Raw genomic sequence first — 18,040 nt, 5'->3', positions numbered from 1 at the left:
ATGAGTAAGCAATTTGTAACAGCAGCTCAAGGTAAACAGGAGAACCAAAAATCGGCAATTGTTCTTCAGGACCGAAGCCACCTGATCCATCCGCAGCATCATCCAAGTGAGCATCTGGATCCGCAGATCTGGGAATCCGGAGAGGGGGTGATGCTCCGGAACCTTGAGGGTGAGGAGTATATTGACGGTCTCAGCGGCATGTGGAATGTCTATGTCGGGCACGGCCGCAGAGAGCTGGTGGATGCTGCCTCACAGCAGATGAGCCGGCTGGCATTTTCAACCGCCTATGCCGGTTCAACCCACAGACCGGCAGTAGCGCTGGCGGAAAGACTCAAAGAGCTGGTCTACCCCGGCATTGAGGCTTTTTATTTCACCCTTGGCGGTTCCGATGCTACGGATACCTCTGTCAGAACAGCCCGTTTTTACTGGGGAGCACAAGGGCGTCCGGAAAAGTTCAAGATCATCTCGCGCAAGCTCGGCTATCATGGATCAACCATCGGTGCGGCTGCTGCGACAGGTGTCGAGGAGTTTTCCTCTGTTTTCGGGCCGAGGGCCAACGGGTTTCTGCAAATCGATTCTCCTTACCCTTACCGGTTTACAACCAATAGAACCGATGTTTCTGCGGGCGTTGCCGCTGCCGATCTGCTTGAGGATGCGATTCTTCGAGAAGGGCCGGAGAGTGTTGCAGCGTTCATTGCCGAACCGGTCCAGGGCGGGGGCGGCGGTGTTCTTATTCCTCCTGCAGACTATTTCCCCCGTATCCGGGAGATCTGCGACCGGTACGATGTACTTTTTATCAGTGATGAGGTAATCACCGGTTTTGGGCGCACCGGCCGCTGGTTCGCGCTTGAGCACTGGGGTGTTGAACCGGATATTGTCCAGTTTGCCAAGGGCATTACAAGCGGCTACTTCCCTCTTGGCGGCATCGGCGTTTCCGGTGCCATCAAGGATGTCATGGACCGGGTAGATCCGGCAAAGCGCTGGATGCACGGTTATACCTGTTCGGCACACCCTGTCGCCTGTGCTGTTGCACTTGCCAACCTGCGGATTATCAATGAGGAGGGTCTTGTTGAGCGCTCATTGCGGCTCGGTGAGCGGCTGCTTGAAAAGCTGCAACCGCTGAAGGAGAGTGCGCATGTCGGAGAGGTGCGGGGTCTCGGCCTTCTTGCCGGAATTGAAATTGTTGAGGATAAAGCAACCAAGGCCCGTTTTCCGGAGAGCTCCGGCATCGGCAAAAAAGTTCGTGACAAGCTCCTCTCTCTCGGGCTCTGTACCCGCGTAACCGATGACATTATCTGCCTTGCTCCGCCTCTGGTCATCAATGAAGAAGAGGTTGATCGCATTGCCGATGTAGTGTGGACGGCTGTTGCTGAAACGGTCGGACTGTAATGACATGTCACCGGTTTCGGCGCCGAATGATCATAAATAATTTCAAAGAACTGTTATGTCACGAATTACAAAAGTCACTTTTGAAACAGCTTCTCCTGAAGTTCAGGAGGAGTATAACCGTGTACTTGAAAAACATGGTTCAATCTCAAACATGAAAGCAACCCTCCTGCACTCCCCTGAGGCATCGCGTGCGGTGCTGGAGTGGTATACCCTTTTTGACAGGGTCAAGCCTGTTATCGGTTTGCGGCTGAGCATCCTCTTCTGCAACGCCATTTCAAGGGAGAATGCCTGTACACTTTGCTCTACCTATATGAATAAAGAGATTGTTTCCAAGGGGGAGGATCCTGATCACCTGCTCCTCGATGACCGCGACAAGGCTATCATTGCGTTTGGTCGTCAGCTTGCTGCTGATTCCAGTCGTGTTTCGGATGAGCTGTTTGCAAAACTCCGGAGCTATCTCTCGGAGAGAGAGATTGTCGAGCTCACGGTTTTCGGGGCGTTGATGATTGTCAATAATGTTGTTAACAATGCGTTGCGAGTTGATCTTGACGATGCACTCGCGCCCTATGCTATTGATCCGGAAGTTGCTTTTGCCGGTTCGTCACGCTTCCAGAAGCGTGGGGAGGAGGTATGAGCGAGAGAAAACTGCATTTTGATACCCTGCAGGTTCATGCGGGCCAGGTCCCTGATCCGGCGACCGGTGCCTGTGCGGTGCCGATCTATCAGACGACCTCCTTTGTTTTCAAGAACTTTGAGCAGGCAAAAGCTATCAGCTCGGTTGAAGAGTTCGGGTTTGACTATACCCGCATCACCAACCCGACCAATGAAGTCCTTGAAAACCGTATTGCCATTCTTGAAGGCGGCAGCGGAGCGCTTTCTGTTGCATCGGGATCGGCAGCAACCGCATATTCCGTTCTGAACATTACTCATGCCGGTGATGAACTGGTTGCCGCAAAAACCCTTTACGGAGGCAGCTTCAACCTGTTTCAGAATACCCTGCCGAAACATGGGGTACGCACGCATCTTGTTGACGCTGTTGACCCTGAAAATTTCAGGAAAGCGATCAATGAAAAAACCAGGGCGGTCTTTATCGAGACTATCGGCAATCCCGATATCAACATTATTGATTTTGAAAAGGTGGCGCGCATTACCGAAGCGAACGGTATTCCGCTCATTGTGGACAACACATTCGGCACACCCTATCTTTTTCGGCCTTTTGACTACGGGGCCAATATCATTGTGCACTCTGCAACCAAGTATATCGGAGGGCATGGTACCAGCATCGGCGGGTTGATTGTTGATGGCGGCAATTTTGACTGGTCAAAAAGCGGCAAGTTTCCGGACTTCACCACCCCGGATCCGGCCTACAACGGCTTTATCCACTGGGATCGATGGGGCAATTATCCCGGTGCGGGAAATATTGCCTACATCATAAAAGTTCGATTGCAGTATCTGCGTGATCTTGGCGCCTGCATGAGCCCTTTCAACGCATTTCTTTTTCTACAGGGCCTTGAAACCCTCTCTTTCAGAATATCCCGGCAGGTGGAGAGTGCTCAGCGGATTGCGGAGTATCTTGAGAATCACCCGGATGTTGCATGGGTCTCCTATCCGGGGCTTAAAAGCAGCCCGTACCATGAGCTCGCAAACAAATATCTTCCGAAAGGAGCCGGGGCCATCCTTGCGTTTGGTGTAAAGGGCGGGTTTGAGCGGGCGAAGAAATTTATTGAAGCGATGAAGGTTTTCTCGTTTCTGGCCAATGTCGGCGACTCAAAATCACTGGTTGTCCATCCGGCCACGGTTACCCATGGTCAGCTGACCGAGGAGGAACAGCTTCTTGCCGGGGTAAAGCCGGAACAGATCCGTTTCTCGGTTGGGACAGAGCATGCCGAAGACCTCCTATGGGATATTGCCCAGGCTTTCGAGGCTTCAGCCCTGTAACGTTCATGCTCTTCATTTCTCGCTCTTGTGAAAAACAGGTAACTGAATTTTACGTATTCAGTTACCTGTTTGCAGTTTTGGGCTGGCAAAAAATCAGCTTTTATCTGGTTCCCACCCGGATTTGAATGGGCTGTGTTTTTTATAAGTGCCGGATTTGGTATACTTAAGCTATGCGCAGCTTCGGTGCATAGCTGTTCTGTACCGCAATCAAACTTCTTATAACCGCAGGAGGTGCTGTATGAATAAACGTGCAGAAGAACTGCAGGCTAAAGCAGAAAAGGTAGTTGCCGATCTTAAGGAAATTCATGCCGAATCGATTGAACTTGAATCGTCCCTTTCCGCTGAGCAGGATTTGCTTGACATAGTGAGGGGTATTAAAGAGGAGCTTGGCCTGCAAAAGGTTCCAACATGGCCTATTCAGGGTCCGGGGAGTGCTTCATGCGGATGGTGCACAGCGGGTAGCGGACGATAGGTTTGCCTGCTGCTATAGAATCGATCACCCGGGGTAACGGATGGCGGCACTGAGTAATTCTACATGGTTTAATGTACAGCAAGAGGAACGCCGTTTTCTTGTTCACATTATCATGACAGAGCGTTGCAACCTCAAGTGCGCCTATTGCTATCAGAAGAAGGGTCGTGAGGGCGGTGATCTTGATGCTGAAAGGGCATTGGAGACTCTTTTTGCCATCATTGACGGCATAAATCCATCGACCGATACCTCAATCCGTTTTTTCGGTGGAGAACCGCTGCTTGAGTTTGAGAAGATCAAACAACTCACCAAGACCGCCCGTGCCTACTGGCTCAAAACAGCACGGGATCCCGCAAAGCTTCTTTTCGGTATTACAACCAACGGCACCCTCCTGAATGAGGAGATCAGGAGCTGGCTGCTTGAAAATCCCGATGTCTCGCTTGCCGTGAGTCTTGACGGCACACCGGAGATGCATAACGCCAATCGTTCTGATTCCTACGCCCTGCTTGAACCTCATCTTGAGTTTATAAAGCGTTACCGGGTCCCTGTGAAAATGACCATCGGACCCGCCTCTATACGGCATTGTGCAGAAGGGATCAAGTTTCTTGATAACCAGGGATTCACTTGCCAGGCGAACCTGGTTTTTGAAGATGTATGGGGTGGAGCGGCAAGCCGCCACTCATATCTGCAATCCTTCGGCAGGGAGCTTGACAAACTGGTCCGTTACTATTCCGACAATCCGGTCATTCCACGAACAACACTTCTTGTTCCGCTTGAGGCAAGCCTGCCGCTTCCTGCAAACTACCACTATCTTGAATCCTATCTGTGCGGTATCGGTAAAAATATGGCAACCATCGGCACCGATGGCAAACAATACACCTGTGAACGGGCAATTCCTTTTTCCCGGGACGGATCGGAGCCCTTTTTTGATCTTTTACGTAAGAAACTGAAGCCCGAAACATGCGCAGCCTGTCCGCTTCTGCCGCTTTGTCCTGAATGTCGGGCGTTTAATTTTGAGCACTATGGCGACGCAAACCATAAAACCACCTATCACTGCGAATTTCTTCAGCTTCAGCTCAGGGCTTCAGCGCTGCTACTGTTTAATGATGTGTGCCGGATAAAAAAAACAGGTGAGATGCTCTCTCTTGACGAAGAGGAGGTGGCCATGCTTCAGCGGCAGATCGATACCGCGCTTTTTGTTGAACAGTTTACCCGCCCGCTTCATGACCGGCTGTTTGGCCGGTGACGGATGCAACCAGATTTGACCATGCTGACGATTTTGCATGTTCATTTGTGTCAAGGCAGTTATACTGAAAAGTGACAAGCATCCGTATTCCTTATATTGACGAAGATACACGCGCAGTAAGGATTTTGCCGAGAGCCCGGTTAAAAACATCAATTGATGATTGGTTTTATTTGAAATTATTGATTTAGCAACACTATGGCAGATGACAGTTCAAGGCTTCCGTACAATGGATTTAACTTTCTGGTGTCGTTTGATACTGTACGGATTTCCTTTCAGGAGGTCACCGGTCTTGACATGCAGACAGAGCCCATCGAATACAGGCAGGGCGAAAAACCTCCCATCACATCCACCTTTGCCACGATCAAGATGCCCGGTATCCGTCGAGGTCATGTGATCCTGAAAAAAGGGGTATTCAGGGGTGAGCGCAGCCTTTTGAGCTGGTTCAGCGAGATGAAGATGAATACAATCAAGCGTAAACCTGTTACGATCACCATGCTTGATGAGCAGGGAGAGCCGGTTATGGTCTGGAAGATGAGCAACGCATGGCCGGTGAAGATCTCATCCCCCGACCTTAAGGCCTCAGGAAACGAGGTGGCTATCGAGAGTATCGAGCTTGCCCATGAGGGAGTAACCATCGAATGAATATGTTAAAACATGCCGAAGTTTGAACCCATACGTTTTGAGCGTGGCCGCCCTATGCTACTTGGCGGGTTGAGGCGTTATCATGCTTATACGCAGTCAGCACGGAGCATTCCTGAACAGTGGAAGGATTTCCGTGCGATTGGCCGGGTACCCGGTCAACTCGGAATTACCTGTTATGGCGTTATGTGTGGTCATGATGCCGAGGGCATCGAGTATATGAGCGGTGTAGAGGTTGACTCCTTTGCCGGACTTCCCTCCGAGCTGGGCAGGATGCGCATTCTGGAAGAGGAGTATGCTGTTTTCGTGCATCAGGGTCAGGTCTCGACCATTCGGGCAACATGGGAGCGCATCCTGCACAAGTGGCTTCCGAACGGGGGTTACCTGTCGGCGCATAAGCCCGATTTTGAGGTTTATGATCAGCGATTTGATATCCGCACCGGTTCGGGTGAAGTAGAGATATGGATCTCAATTATGAAAGCGTGCTCTCCGGATGCATAACCTTTTACCATCAAAACCTGTAACATGAGCACCAGAAGGCAAAGCAAGAGATCCACGACCCGTAATCTGTGGATATTTGCGTTTGTCGCTATTACAATCGGGTGGATTGGTCGGGGGCTGGATGCGATATCAGGCATTCCAGCAGGTGTGGAAGGCGCGGGCCAGCTTCTCTGGATTGTTGCACCGCTTTTGACAGCACTGTTTTTGCGGAGCTTTGGCGGTGATGGCTGGAAGGATTTCGGCTTGCGGCCGGAGCTGAAACAGAGTGCCGGATGGTATCTCCTGAGTCTGGTTCTGTTTCCCCTTTCTGCGGTACTTATTGTCTTTATAGGGGTTGTAACCGGGCTGACCACATTACCTGATGTTTCGCCCGACAAAGCCGGTGTTTTTCTGCACCTCTTTCTGATAGCTCTTTTGCCGTCGTTTGTCAAGAACATATTTGAGGAGTTTGCCTGGCGCGGCTATCTCGCCCCGAGGATCTCTTCGCTGGGAGTGCATGATCTGGTCGGTCATGTTCTGGTGGGTGCGGTCTGGGCGGCCTGGCATATTCCCTACTATCTTTTCTTTCTGGACCGGGCATCCTTTGCTGCATACAATTCACAGGGGCCAGCGCTCTTTTTCCCCATGCTCTTTGCCGGAGTTATCGCCATGTCTCTGGTTTACGGGGAGATCAGGCTCTTGACCGGTTCTGTATGGCCTTTGCTGCTTCTGCATACCGTCAGCAACGCGGTTGGTAGCCCGCTGCTGCTTCATGATTTTATCAGGGTAGTTCCCGGTTCGGATATCGTCGTTTCTCCGGCTCCGGGCTCCATTGTCAGCATCGTGCTGAACTGTGCTGTCGGGTTAGGCCTCTACCGGTTTCGAAAGGGAAAGGGATAGGCCCTATAGGAGTTATGGAAGATGAAGAGTTGAGCCGGGAATTCCATGCTGTTTTTTACAAAAACTCTACAATCTCGTCCAGCGCTTTGCGGTTTTTTTGCATGGGTGCCGCATCCTTTGCGGGGTAGCCGAGTGGGGTGAAGGCAAAGATCTCGTCACCTGCGTCCAGCTGGAGCGCATCATGAAGGATTGCGGGGTCAAAGGCAGCAATCCAGCAGGTGCCGATACCTTCCCATGTTGCGGCAAGGATCAGGTGATCCATCGCAATGGTGAGGTCGGTTTCGAGGGAGTTGTAACCGTCCCTGCTGCGCACCCATGCCTGATCGCGCCTGCCGGTAACAATGAGCAGCGCGGGTGCGCTCTGGATCCAGTCGCGGGGATAGGCCGGGTAGATTTTTTTAAGCAGTTCCGGTGATCTTACCACAAGAAAGCGCCATGGCTGAAGGTTTTTAGCCGATGGAGCCACTCTTCCGGCGTTGAGAATTCTCTGGAGTACCTCTTCGGGAATGGCTTTATTGGCGTCAAAGCTTCGGATACTGCTGCGCCTGGTAACGAGATCATAAAAGTCCATTGGCCGTTCTCCTCATTATAGATGCACGATCTTTACAAAGTCTTTTGAAATGGCGCTGAATATCCGGTTTGTGGAGGTCTGCATAATCATGGACATTCCGGCGTTGATCATGGAGCGGGTAATTTTTTTCGGGATGATCCGGAATGCAGGGTAGAGCAGAAAGCGGACATCAATTTGCAATTCAAAGTGGACTTTTGTTTTATTGCCCTCCTGGCGAAACATATCAAGCTTTCCTGAAGCTTTGCCTACGAAGAGGTAGTTTTCGGGATCATCAGCCTGCTTCGGCATAGGGTAGTGCTTCCAGTGGACCTTTCTTCCGACCGTATAGCGCGAGATCATCTCATCGGTCAGATTGTCCGGGTCAGAGCACTCGATATTGTCGGGCAGCTCTACGAGCAGTTCATCGGTCTGTTCGACATAAAAGATGACATCGAAGGGGTTGTTCTGGGGATCGGTAACGCGGAAATGCCATCTGTAGACGTTTTCTACATCGGTATGCTCAACGCTGTGGCAGAAAGGGTTGAAGCCGAGTATTTTTTTCTGGTCGGAAAGATAGGCGGCTGTCCGGTCAAATTCCCCGTAAAAAATCCAGTTGCCTTTGCTGATTCCAGTCGCATCCATTTCCATTGTCAGAGTCCCACAGGTTTTGTTTAGGGCAGAGTGCCGGTGCCGTTTTTACCGGGGAAGCACCGGGAAAAATATAAAGAGTTGAGATGAAAATCTCTATTCGCTGAAATGATGATTTCTCATTGCAGTTCAGCTTTCAGTCGTTCGGCCTGGTCATGCATTTTGAGGGCATCGATAATGTCCTGAATTTCACCCTGCAGAATCTGCGGAAGGGCATGGCTCGTAAATCCTATCCGGTGATCGGTTACACGCGATTGCGGATAGTTGTAGGTGCGGATCTTGGCGCTTCGGTCACCGGTTGTGACCATTGAGCGGCGAAGGTCCGCCCGTTGCTGTATCTGCTCGGCAAGCAGGATGTCGTAGAGTTTTGTTCGGAGCATTTTCATGGCCCGCTCCTTGTTCTGGAGCTGGGAGCGCTCCTCCTGACAGGCAGAGACAATTCCGGTAGGCATATGCGTGATCCGGACTGCGGTCTCCACCTTGTTGACGTTCTGGCCTCCTTTTCCTCCGCTTCTGTAGGTGTCGAAACGGAGATCCTCCCTGCGGATCTCTACATCGACCTCTTCGGCCTCCGGCAGTACGGCAACGCTTACGGCCGAAGTGTGGATTCGACCCTGCGTCTCCGTGTCGGGGACGCGCTGTACACGGTGTACTCCGCTCTCGTATTTCATGGTACCGTAGACATCGTGGCCGCTCACTTCGAGCGTGATTTCGCGGAATCCTCCCGGCATGGAGCTTTCATTGTAGTGAAGGACTTCACACTTCCAGCCCTGTTTTTCGGCATAGCGCTGATACATTCGCAGGATATCAGCCGCAAACAGTGCAGCCTCCTCACCACCGGTACCGGCCCTGATTTCGACGATAACGTTACGTGAATCTGCTTCATCCTTCGGCAGAAGCAGAACCTTCAGATGCTGCTCAAGTTCCGGCAGCCTTTTCTGGAGTTCGCTGATTTCCGACTGGACAAGCTCCCGCATCTCCGGATCGCTTTCGCTGTCCAGCAGCTTTCTCGATTGATCAAGCTCTGTTTTTGCCTGGCCATAGGTATCATAGGCCTGCACGATCTCCCGGAGGTCGCTGTACTCCTTGTTGAGTTTTCTGAATCGGGCCTGATCAGTTGCTGCATTCGGATCAGCCAGCAACTGTTCAAGATCGAGATGTTTTTCTTTTATGGATTGCAGTTTATCAAGCATCGGGTCGGGCTGTCAGGCTCAGGGATTGAAAATATCGTTGATGAGAATGAATGCAAAGAGTGCCAGCAAAAGTGCCATGCCGATCTGCTGAATACGCATCTTTACCTCGAAAGGTAATTCCCGTCCAATAATCCCTTCCACGGCGTTGAGCACAAACTGGCCGCCGTCAAGCGCAGGAACCGGCAGAATATTGATGATTGCAAGCGAGATCGAGAGCATTGAGAGAAAATAAAGGAAGCTGACCGGGCCCTGTTCAGCGCTTCTGCTGGCGATTTTGGCAATCTTGATGGGGCCTCCTACCGATTTGCGGAAATCCTCCTCTCCGGAGAAAATTTTTGCAAATCCCTGGACGGTCATGACGCTCATTTTCCAGCTCTGGTTGATACCGCTGAGTATTGAGCCGCCAACGCCGAGTTTTCTTCGTTCACTTGCGATTGTTTGTTTGAGTGAAATACCTATTTTTCCGGCTTTGCTCGGCACTACAGTGGTTACAAATGCGCGGCCTTCAGTGCGAAGTTTTTCGGCACTGATCTCTCTGCCCTGCACAGGTTCCATATAGTACCAGGTAATGCTGATGGGTTTGGAGGCATTTGCGGAGATGATTCCGACAACTTCGGTCCAGTCTGTGACCGGGAATCCATTGATGGCGGTAATGAGTCCGCCGGATTTTATTCCTGCCAGACTTGCAGGCTGCTGCGCCAGCGTTTCGTCAATGACCGGCGGGATGGTAGGCCGGATGCCGAGCCCCTGCTGATCGTTGATGCGCGACATGATGTTCGACGGCGCATTGATGGTGATGTTTTTCCCGTCGCGATCAATCGTATAGGCGAGTGTTCGGGCGGTCAGCAGTTCAGGATCCAGCACCTCTTCCCAGCTTGGCAGGGATCTGCCGTTCACCAGTACAAACCGGTCGCCGGTTTTCATGCCCATCGCTTCAAAAACCGAGCCCTTCTCAACGAAAGCCGGGCTGTTGATGCTTGTCCTTGATTCGCCGAGAACAAGGGTAAGACCGATAAAGATAAGGGTAGCAAGAATCATGTTCATGGCTACTCCGCCTGCAAGCACAATCAGTCGCTGCCATGCCGGTTTTGCGCGGAACTCCCATGGTTCCGGCTTTGTGTTCTGAAAGTTTGTATCGAGGCTTTCATCGACCATACCGGCAATCTTGACATAACCGCCGAGGGGAAAGACGCCAATGCCGTATTCAGTCTCTCCGATCTTCTTTTTCCAGAGCCGCATGTCGAAAAAATCGAATCCGATGTAAAATTTGTCGACCCTCATGCCGAAGAGTTTCGCCGTCAGAAAATGGCCGAGTTCATGGGCCGTTACCAGAATGAAGATGGCGAGAATGAAAAAAAATGCAGTACTCAGAATGTCCATAGGTATCCTTCGTTTCAGGAGAGCTCACCATCTGCCCCTCGTTTATGGGCGAATTGTGTGCTCTTGTTGGTTTACTCGGTTATGAGATAAATTTGGTTGCTGTATCCCTGGCCCAGCGGTCAGCCATCAGGTACTCGTCAAGTTCGACCGGTGTAAATGCATCGTGGGCCTGCATGGTTTTTTCGACTGTGGCGGCAATATCGACAAAAGCGATTTTTTTATCAAGAAAAGCGGCTACAGCAATCTCATTGGCCGCATTCAGCACTGCCGGGTAGGTGCGGCCGGCTTTCAAGGCATCAAATGCAAGTCGAAGCGCAGGGAATCGCACCATATCGGGTTCCTCAAACGTCAGCGTTCCGATTTTTATCAGATCCAGTTTCTGGATGCCGCTTATGCACCTTTCCGGGTATGAGAGGGCATAGGCAATCGGAGCGCGCATGTCGGGTGCCCCCAACTGGGCAATGACGCATCCGTCTATATATTCAACCATGGAGTGAATGATACTCTGGGGATGAACCACAACACCAATTTTTTCGGCAGGCATATTAAAGAGCCAGTGAGCTTCAATTACTTCAAGGCCTTTGTTCATCATGGTTGCGGAGTCAATGGTGATTTTTGCTCCCATGCTCCACTGGGGATGTTTCAGGGCCTGTTCGAGGCCGACGTTTTTCAGCTCTTCAGCTGATGTATTCCGGAATGGCCCGCCTGAAGCGGTCAGAATGATGCGTTCGACATCCTCGGTGCGGTGACCTTCAAGCGACTGGAAAATGGCTGAGTGCTCACTGTCAACGGGCAGAAGCTGCACCTTATACTTTTTTACAAGATCAGATACCAGTTGACCCGCGACCACAAGCGTCTCCTTGTTGGCCAGAGCGATATGTTTTCCGGCCTTTATGGCGCTTACCGTAGGCAGCAGGCCTGCTGCACCGACAATAGCCGACACAACCATATCCGGTCCATCTGCGGAGGCAATGGCTGAAGCACCTTCACTGCCTGACAAAATAGAAGGTTTGTACTCTCCCAGAAGGGCATGCAGTTTTGCTATGGACTCTTCATCCCTTACAGAAACCGCTTCAGGCCTGAACTCCCTGATCTGTTCAGCAAGCAGCGTTATATCACGGCCAGCGGCAAGGCCGGTTACGTTGAATTTATCCGGGTGCTGTCTTACAACATCAAGGGTACTGACACCGATGGAGCCGGTAGAGCCGAGAATGGCTATTGATCGCATAATGATGAAGAAAAAAGGTTGCCGCTTTATACTGGTCCTGCAATTTATTTGTTTTGCACGTTGATTGCTTCATTCTCCCGACCAGGTCAGGATGCATGACAATAAACAGGGGGACCCTTGAGTAATAACTTGGTTGGCCTGAATTTATGCTTTTTCGTGAAGGCATACAAATAGCCGGAATGGAGAGCTTGCTCTGTGTGATTTTTCTATTTGTTCTTCCGGGGAATTTATACTATACTTATGGCCTTTCACGGGTTCCTAGCTCAGTTGGTTAGAGCGGCTGGTTTACACCCAGTAGGTCGGGGGTTCGAATCCCTCGGGACCCACACTCATCACTACATGATAAAAAAGGCAGGAGATCTCCTGCCTTTTTTATTGCCATTTTTTCAGTTCGGTTACAGCAAAACGGTAAAGCCGCAAAACGAGTGGTCCGGCGCCATCTCCATTCGTTTTATTCCGGTGACCCGGGCGCGGGAGGGCCCTTTTTCTGCCCGTCTGAAAAGCTCATCAAGCTTTTCCTCTGCTCCCTGAGCCTCGATTTCAACGGTGCCGTCGGGCCTGTTTTTTACCCAGCCATGCAGATTGAGCTCATTGGCAACCCGGTCAATGAACATTCGGAACCCAACTCCTTGTACAAGACCGGAGACGGTCAAATGCATCCTTTTCTGCATAAACCTGAATGCTCAGTTTTCCGGTATGTTTCGAGCCTCTTTGAGTCGTGCGACAGCGGCTTCAAGTTCAGCCTGCTCGGTATCGCTGAGAGGCGCAGAACCATTTGCAGCCGATTCTTTCGGCGAGGTGTCCTTTTCAACGCTCTCTTCATCAATGTCCGGGAGGAGCTCCTCTTCGAGATGTACAGGAAAAAGTCCCTCAGGTCGTTTCCCGAGAATCTCCTCGATCTGATTGTACTGCAGCATCTCCTTCAGCAGCAGTTCAGAGGCGAGTTTTTCAAGTTTTTCGCGGTTCCGGGTAAGGAGTTCCGTGACTTTGATACGGGACTCTTCGACGATAGCCATGACCTCTCTGTCGATAAGCCGTGCGGTCTCTTCACTGTACTTTTTGTCTATGCCGGGGCTGCCGTAGTAAGGGTTGTTGCTCTCAAAGAAGGAGAGGTTGCCGAGCTTGTCACTCATGCCGTAAACCATCACCATGTTGTAGGCTATACTGGTGACTTTTTCAAGGTCATTCTGTGCTCCGGTCGAAATTTCATTGAAGATGATCTGTTCGGCAATGCGGCCTCCGAGAAGACTGCAGATTCGCGCAAGAAGCTCGTTTTTTGTCATGAGATAACGATCTTCAAGCGGGATATTCATGGTATAGCCGAGTGCGCTCATTCCTCGAGGAACGATGGATATTTTCTGCACCGGATCGTTCTCCGGCATCATCCAGCCGACAATGGCATGGCCCGCTTCATGATAGGCTACGATCTGCTTTTCACGCGGGTTGATCACCTTGTTCTTTTTCTCAAGTCCGGCCACAACCCGTTCGATGGCATCTTCAAAATCTTTCATTTCAATGCTCTGCTTGTTTCGGCGTGAGGCAAGCAGGGCGGCTTCATTTGCAGCATTGGCAATTTCCGCACCGGCAAATCCCGGAGTCTGCGAGGCGAGTGCCTTCAGATTGACATCTGCAGAGAGCGAAAGCTTTTTGGTGTGCACCTTGAAAATATCGATACGTCCTTTCAGATCCGGTTTATCGACCATGATCTGACGGTCAAAACGGCCGGGCCTGAGCAGGGCGGAATCGAGCACGTCGGGCCGGTTGGTTGCAGCCATCAGGATTACCCCCTTGTCGGTTGCAAATCCGTCCATTTCCACCAGAAGCTGGTTGAGGGTGTTCTCCCTTTCGTCATTGGCGCCCATCATGGCGCCTTTGCCCCGGCTACGGCCCACAGCATCAATTTCATCAATAAAGATGATACAGGGGGCTTTCTCCTTGGCCTGCTTGAAAAGGTCCCGGACTCTTGCGGCACCGACACCGACAAACATCTCAACAAAATCCGAGCCGCTGATGCTGAAAAACGGCACATCGGCTTCTCCGGCTACGGCTTTGGCAAGAAGGGTTTTGCCGGTTCCGGGAGGGCCCACAAGCAGCACCCCTTTCGGTAGCTTGCCGCCGAGCGTTGTATACTTTTTCGGATCCTTGAGGAAATCGACTACCTCCATGACTTCGGCTTTTGCCTCATCGAGTCCGGCTACATCCTTGAATGTTATGCGGGTATGCTCATCCAGGTTTTCATAAAGAGCCGCCTTGTTTTTGCTGATATTCATGAACTGTGAGCCCGGCCCGCCCATACGACGGAATACAAAAAAGTAGATGCCGAGAAGCAGGGCGAACGGGAGAATCCATTGCAGCAGTTCGCTGATCCAGGTGCTGCTTGGCAAACCCTGGTATTTGATTCCCTTACTTTCGAGCAGCTCAATCAGGCCGTCATCGCGTACCGGATTAACGAAAATTTCATCCGGCTTCGAAGATGACTGGGGCAGGATCCCCGGCCCCTCTTTTTTCGGTTCCTTGACTGCAACACCTGTAACCGAACCCGGTTTGAGCTTGAGATATATTCTTTCCGGTGCTATCTTGACCGATTCAATTTTGTTTTCAGCGATAAGTTTGCGGAATGTGCTGTACGGGATTTCCTGCGTGGAGCCTGACCAGAAAAAGGCAAGCTGAATTCCGATGAGAAGAACAATAACAACCACATAGTACATTATCGAGAATTTCGGCCGCGGCAGGTTGCTTTCCGGTTCGTTTTTATAGGGATTTGAAGGTCTACTCGTTTTTTTTGACATCAATCAACAATCATGGTTATAATGACAGGCCTTGCTTCTCAGGGTATTAATGGCCTTTAATTTACGGGATTCTTTCATTTAATGAAGCATATCGCAAGAAAACATATTATATATTACAACTCTTAAAATGTATTCCTGCGGCTATAAGTTTCATTCCCAGCGCGGGTTTCATACCCGGATCTCTTCATTCCATGCAGTTTTCCCTGCCGAAGAAGGTGCGTTCCGGATTATTACAAAACGTGAGAGAGGGTGCTTATGAGTTCAGTTCGGGATAAGGCAAACCGCCGGATATCATCGTTGAAATCTCTCCTTTGTGTCGGGCTGGACAGCGATCCTGATAAAATCCCCGATCTTTTTTCGGCCTACGCAAATCCGGTTCTTGAGTTTAATCGTGCTATTATAAGGGCAACCAGTGATGTAGCAGTCGCTTACAAGATCAATACCGCTTTTTACGAAGCAAGGGGTATTTCCGGCTTGCAGGATATGGAAAACACGCTCGCCTCTATTCCTGATGCCATTATGACTATTGCCGATGCCAAGCGTGCTGATATCGGCAATACCAGCAGAAAGTACGCCCGGGCATTTTTTGAACACTGGCCTTTTGATGCGGTGACGGTAGCCCCGTATATGGGGTTTGATTCCCTTGAGCCTTTTTTTTCCTATGAGGAGAAGCTGGTTTTTGTTCTTTGCCTTACCTCAAATGAGGGGTCGGCTGATTTTGAGGAGAAGTTGATGCAGGATGGCACGCCACTCTACCGGTCTGTTCTTGGTAAAGTGGAGTCCTGGAGCCGAAATGCCAATGCAGGTATTGTTGTGGGGGCGACAAAAAGTTCGCAGCTTGGCGAGATTCGTCGTGAGGCACCGGGTCTTTTTTTTCTTATTCCCGGAGTTGGCGCCCAGGGAGGATCTCTTGAAGAAGCAGTGGATCTTGGCGTTGATGCCGATCGTCAAAGTGCGCTGATCAACGTCAGCCGTGCGCTTATCTATCCCGAAGTTTCAGGCTCGGGGTTGTTTTTATCCATTGATGACTATGAACTCGCTGTCGCTGAAGAAGCGAAGAAGATTTACGATGGTATGCGGCGTGTTTTATAGGCGGCGATGCGTTTGAACCGGAATCATTTTATATTGTTCTATTGATAGAAAAGACCGCAACGTTCATTTCCGATGTATTATTGCGGGTAACAAAGAGAGTTAAAAAACAGAGTACTATGTGTGGAATTGTTGGTTATATAGGCTGGCAGGAAGCTGCTCCTGTACTTTTAAAGGGCTTGAAAAGACTTGAATATCGTGGTTATGATTCGGCGGGAATCGCCCTCCTGAACGGCACCATTTCAGTTATGAAGCAGAAGGGCAATGTCAGCGGTCTGGAAACCGATACTGCCAAGCTCAGGGAAAAGATGCCGGGTGCGACGATTGGTATAGGCCATACCCGCTGGGCGACCCATGGTGATCCGAGTGACCGCAATGCACATCCCCATTTGAATGCCGCCGGGGATATTGCCGTTATTCATAACGGTATTATCGAAAATTACTCGGCCCTCAAGCAGGAGCTCATCTCCGAGGGTTATCTGTTTATCAGCGATACGGATTCAGAGGTGCTTGTTCATCTTATCGACTGGTTATGGAAAAAAGATGCATCCCTTGATCTTGAGTCAGCGACCCGCACGGCGCTTCGTCATGTTGACGGAGCCTACGGTCTCTGTGTGATCTCATCGCGTGAGCCCGACAGGATTGTTGTTGCACGCAAGGGCAGTCCTCTGGTGATCGGTATCGGCGAAGGGGAGTTTTTCATCGCATCCGATGCGGCACCTATCGTCGAGCATACCAATAAGGTCGTTTACCTCTCTGACGGAGAGCTTGCCGTGGTGACCAAGGAGGGTTATTCGGTCAAGACAATCGAGAATGTCGAACAGGAAAAGCTGGTTACCGAACTTGATTTTTCCCTGGAAAAGATAGAGAAAGGCGGTTTCGAACATTTCATGCTCAAGGAGATCTTTGAGCAGCCGAGCGTCATGCATGATGTGATGAGAGGACGTGTTCGTCTTGAAGAGGGACGAGTCTGTCTTGGCGGAATTGAGGATTATCTCGACCGCCTTAAACAGGCCAAGAGGATTGTAATATGCGCCTGCGGAACGAGCTGGCATGCAGGCCTGATCGGTGAGTACCTTATCGAGGAGTTTGCCCGGATTCCTGTTGAGGTTGACTATGCTTCGGAGTTCAGGTATCGTAATCCGATTGTCGGTAAAGATGATGTTGTGATCGTTATCTCCCAGTCGGGTGAAACTGCCGATACGCTGGCGGCTCTGCGAACGGCAAAGGAGAAAGGTGCTCTTGTTATGGGTATCTGCAACGTTGTAGGCTCCACTATTGCCCGTGAAACCCTTTGTGGTATGTATACGCATGCGGGTCCGGAAGTCGGTGTCGCCTCAACCAAAGCGTTTACGGCCCAGGTGATCATGCTCTATATGCTTGCCATGGCGCTCAGTAAAGGGCGGACTATCTCCCACGATGAAATTATCCTGAACCTTACGGAGTTGGCGGATCTGCCGGCAAAGGCTGACAGGATTCTCAATCTTGACAGTCAGATTCGGGATATAGCAGAACGGTTCAAGGATGCAAAGAACTTTCTCTATCTCGGGCGCGGCTATAACTTTCCGGTTGCACTTGAAGGGGCACTCAAGCTCAAGGAGATCTCCTATATCCATGCGGAAGGCTACCCTGCCGCAGAGATGAAACACGGGCCGATCGCCCTGATTGACGAGGATATGCCGGTTATTTTCATTGCCACCCGCGACAGCACCTATGCCAAAATTCTGAGCAATATCGAAGAGGTTCGCAGCCGTAAAGGAAGGGTCATCGCTATTGCCAGCGAGGGTGACAAGGAGGTTGCCCGCCTGGCCGAGCATGTTATCTATATTCCCCAGGCGTCAGGCCCGATTACGCCGCTCCTGACGGTAATTCCTCTGCAGCTGCTTGCCTATCATATCGCGACGCTTCGCGGCTGCAATGTTGACCGCCCGAGAAACCTCGCCAAATCGGTGACCGTGGAGTAATGATGCTTCTTCAGAGAGGAGAGCAGGTATTTTGACGGTAGAAAGCCGGGAAGGGTAGTCCCCTGCTCCCGGCTTTCTTGTTTTTATCCGAATGCTATACGGGAATTATTATCGGTAGTTGCCCGTTCCAATACTGCT

17 protein-coding genes and 1 tRNA gene are annotated in these 18,040 nt (G+C 50.9%); 11 read left to right on the top strand and 7 right to left on the bottom strand.

Translation table 11 applies throughout. The features are described 5' to 3' along the window. The 8 genes from G9409_RS03080 to G9409_RS03045 all read left to right on the top strand — a co-directional run bounded on the left by G9409_RS03080 (position 1) and on the right by G9409_RS03045 (position 7,061). Positions 1-1,389, top strand: coding sequence for an aminotransferase family protein (locus G9409_RS03080; protein WP_166807343.1), 1,389 nt, complete (start codon positions 1-3; stop codon positions 1,387-1,389). Positions 1,390-1,444: 55 nt separating this feature from the next. Then, complete coding sequence (locus G9409_RS03075) at positions 1,445-2,023, top strand: carboxymuconolactone decarboxylase family protein (protein WP_166807342.1); 579 nt, start codon at positions 1,445-1,447, stop codon at positions 2,021-2,023. Continuing rightward, positions 2,020-3,327 carry an O-acetylhomoserine aminocarboxypropyltransferase/cysteine synthase family protein gene (locus G9409_RS03070; protein WP_166807341.1) on the top strand — a complete coding sequence of 436 codons (1,308 nt, stop codon included), beginning with the start codon at positions 2,020-2,022 and terminating at the stop codon, positions 3,325-3,327. The genes G9409_RS03075 and G9409_RS03070 overlap by 4 nt, the downstream gene beginning before the upstream one ends. Before the next feature lie 238 nt (positions 3,328-3,565). Continuing rightward, complete coding sequence (locus G9409_RS03065; RefSeq protein WP_166807340.1) at positions 3,566-3,799, top strand: hypothetical protein; 234 nt, start codon at positions 3,566-3,568, stop codon at positions 3,797-3,799. A gap of 40 nt (positions 3,800-3,839) precedes the next feature. Further along, positions 3,840-5,042 carry a radical SAM protein gene (locus G9409_RS03060; RefSeq protein WP_166807339.1) on the top strand — a complete coding sequence of 401 codons (1,203 nt, stop codon included), beginning with the start codon at positions 3,840-3,842 and terminating at the stop codon, positions 5,040-5,042. Positions 5,043-5,237: 195 nt separating this feature from the next. Beyond that, entirely contained in the window at positions 5,238-5,684 is a 447-nt protein-coding gene (locus G9409_RS03055) for a phage tail protein (protein ID WP_166807338.1), read from the top strand. Between the two features lie 12 nt (positions 5,685-5,696). Next, positions 5,697-6,182 (top strand): GyrI-like domain-containing protein, encoded by a 486-nt coding sequence (locus tag G9409_RS03050; RefSeq protein ID WP_166807337.1) that lies wholly within the window; start codon positions 5,697-5,699, stop codon positions 6,180-6,182. Between the two features lie 24 nt (positions 6,183-6,206). Beyond that, positions 6,207-7,061: a CPBP family intramembrane glutamic endopeptidase gene (locus G9409_RS03045; protein WP_166807336.1), complete on the top strand. Its 855-nt coding sequence runs from the start codon at positions 6,207-6,209 to the stop codon at positions 7,059-7,061. Positions 7,062-7,116: 55 nt separating this feature from the next. Here G9409_RS03045 and G9409_RS03040 read toward each other — a convergent pair whose 3' ends face one another. From G9409_RS03040 to dxr, 5 genes are all read right to left on the bottom strand, one after another. Beyond that, entirely contained in the window at positions 7,117-7,632 is a 516-nt protein-coding gene (locus tag G9409_RS03040) for a nitroreductase family protein (RefSeq protein WP_166807335.1), read from the bottom strand. Between the two features lie 15 nt (positions 7,633-7,647). After that, complete coding sequence (locus G9409_RS03035; RefSeq protein WP_166807334.1) at positions 7,648-8,259, bottom strand: hypothetical protein; 612 nt, start codon at positions 8,257-8,259, stop codon at positions 7,648-7,650. A 119-nt stretch (positions 8,260-8,378) separates the two neighbouring features. Continuing rightward, on the bottom strand, positions 8,379-9,452 hold the full coding sequence (gene prfA / locus G9409_RS03030) for a peptide chain release factor 1 (RefSeq protein ID WP_166807333.1): 1,074 nt from the start codon (positions 9,450-9,452) through the stop codon (positions 8,379-8,381). Positions 9,453-9,470: 18 nt separating this feature from the next. Further along, positions 9,471-10,832: an RIP metalloprotease RseP gene (gene rseP, locus G9409_RS03025; RefSeq protein WP_166807332.1), complete on the bottom strand. Its 1,362-nt coding sequence runs from the start codon at positions 10,830-10,832 to the stop codon at positions 9,471-9,473. A 79-nt stretch (positions 10,833-10,911) separates the two neighbouring features. Continuing rightward, the gene (gene dxr / locus G9409_RS03020) at positions 10,912-12,060 is read right to left on the bottom strand and encodes a 1-deoxy-D-xylulose-5-phosphate reductoisomerase (protein WP_166807331.1); all 1,149 of its coding nucleotides are present in this window, start codon (positions 12,058-12,060) and stop codon (positions 10,912-10,914) included. A 252-nt stretch (positions 12,061-12,312) separates the two neighbouring features. Here dxr and G9409_RS03015 point away from each other — a divergent pair. Then, positions 12,313-12,386, top strand: a tRNA-Val gene (locus tag G9409_RS03015). Positions 12,387-12,455: 69 nt separating this feature from the next. On the opposite strand, the gene G9409_RS03010 is transcribed toward G9409_RS03015, so the two are convergent. Together G9409_RS03010 and ftsH are read right to left on the bottom strand one after the other, a co-directional pair. Further along, positions 12,456-12,731, bottom strand: a complete 276-nt coding sequence (locus tag G9409_RS03010; RefSeq protein WP_166807330.1) for an acylphosphatase — start codon at positions 12,729-12,731, stop codon at positions 12,456-12,458. Positions 12,732-12,743: 12 nt separating this feature from the next. Beyond that, positions 12,744-14,849, bottom strand: coding sequence for an ATP-dependent zinc metalloprotease FtsH (gene ftsH / locus G9409_RS03005; RefSeq protein ID WP_166807329.1), 2,106 nt, complete (start codon positions 14,847-14,849; stop codon positions 12,744-12,746). Between the two features lie 255 nt (positions 14,850-15,104). On the opposite strand from ftsH, the gene pyrF reads away from it, so the two are divergent. Both pyrF and glmS read left to right on the top strand, forming a co-directional pair. Continuing rightward, positions 15,105-15,941: an orotidine-5'-phosphate decarboxylase gene (gene pyrF / locus G9409_RS03000; protein ID WP_166807328.1), complete on the top strand. Its 837-nt coding sequence runs from the start codon at positions 15,105-15,107 to the stop codon at positions 15,939-15,941. Positions 15,942-16,057: 116 nt separating this feature from the next. Continuing rightward, on the top strand, positions 16,058-17,902 hold the full coding sequence (gene glmS, locus G9409_RS02995) for a glutamine--fructose-6-phosphate transaminase (isomerizing) (protein WP_166807327.1): 1,845 nt from the start codon (positions 16,058-16,060) through the stop codon (positions 17,900-17,902). The last annotated feature ends 138 nt before the right edge of the window (positions 17,903-18,040 follow it).

Source organism: Candidatus Chlorobium masyuteum, assembly GCF_011601315.1.
GTDB lineage: Bacteria > Bacteroidota > Chlorobiia > Chlorobiales > Chlorobiaceae > Chlorobium > Chlorobium masyuteum.
This window is presented reverse-complemented; position numbering and strand designations above follow the sequence as displayed.

Excerpts from the sequence above, each read along its gene's own strand:
- G9409_RS03060 (WP_166807339.1), top strand. The coding sequence starts at position 3,840 with ATGGCGGCACTGAGTAATTCTACATGGTTTAATGTACAGCAAGAGGAA.
- G9409_RS03045 (WP_166807336.1), top strand. The coding sequence starts at position 6,207 with ATGAGCACCAGAAGGCAAAGCAAGAGATCCACGACCCGTAATCTGTGG.
- ftsH (WP_166807329.1), bottom strand. The coding sequence starts at position 14,849 with ATGTCAAAAAAAACGAGTAGACCTTCAAATCCCTATAAAAACGAACCG.
- dxr (WP_166807331.1), bottom strand. The coding sequence starts at position 12,060 with ATGCGATCAATAGCCATTCTCGGCTCTACCGGCTCCATCGGTGTCAGT.
- G9409_RS03065 (WP_166807340.1), top strand. The coding sequence starts at position 3,566 with ATGAATAAACGTGCAGAAGAACTGCAGGCTAAAGCAGAAAAGGTAGTT.
- G9409_RS03010 (WP_166807330.1), bottom strand. The coding sequence starts at position 12,731 with ATGCAGAAAAGGATGCATTTGACCGTCTCCGGTCTTGTACAAGGAGTT.
- prfA (WP_166807333.1), bottom strand. The coding sequence starts at position 9,452 with ATGCTTGATAAACTGCAATCCATAAAAGAAAAACATCTCGATCTTGAA.
- G9409_RS03050 (WP_166807337.1), top strand. The coding sequence starts at position 5,697 with ATGCCGAAGTTTGAACCCATACGTTTTGAGCGTGGCCGCCCTATGCTA.
- G9409_RS03080 (WP_166807343.1), top strand. The coding sequence starts at position 1 with ATGAGTAAGCAATTTGTAACAGCAGCTCAAGGTAAACAGGAGAACCAA.
- G9409_RS03075 (WP_166807342.1), top strand. The coding sequence starts at position 1,445 with ATGTCACGAATTACAAAAGTCACTTTTGAAACAGCTTCTCCTGAAGTT.
- pyrF (WP_166807328.1), top strand. The coding sequence starts at position 15,105 with ATGAGTTCAGTTCGGGATAAGGCAAACCGCCGGATATCATCGTTGAAA.
- rseP (WP_166807332.1), bottom strand. The coding sequence starts at position 10,832 with ATGGACATTCTGAGTACTGCATTTTTTTTCATTCTCGCCATCTTCATT.
- glmS (WP_166807327.1), top strand. The coding sequence starts at position 16,058 with ATGTGTGGAATTGTTGGTTATATAGGCTGGCAGGAAGCTGCTCCTGTA.
- G9409_RS03055 (WP_166807338.1), top strand. The coding sequence starts at position 5,238 with ATGGCAGATGACAGTTCAAGGCTTCCGTACAATGGATTTAACTTTCTG.
- G9409_RS03035 (WP_166807334.1), bottom strand. The coding sequence starts at position 8,259 with ATGGAAATGGATGCGACTGGAATCAGCAAAGGCAACTGGATTTTTTAC.
- G9409_RS03070 (WP_166807341.1), top strand. The coding sequence starts at position 2,020 with ATGAGCGAGAGAAAACTGCATTTTGATACCCTGCAGGTTCATGCGGGC.
- G9409_RS03040 (WP_166807335.1), bottom strand. The coding sequence starts at position 7,632 with ATGGACTTTTATGATCTCGTTACCAGGCGCAGCAGTATCCGAAGCTTT.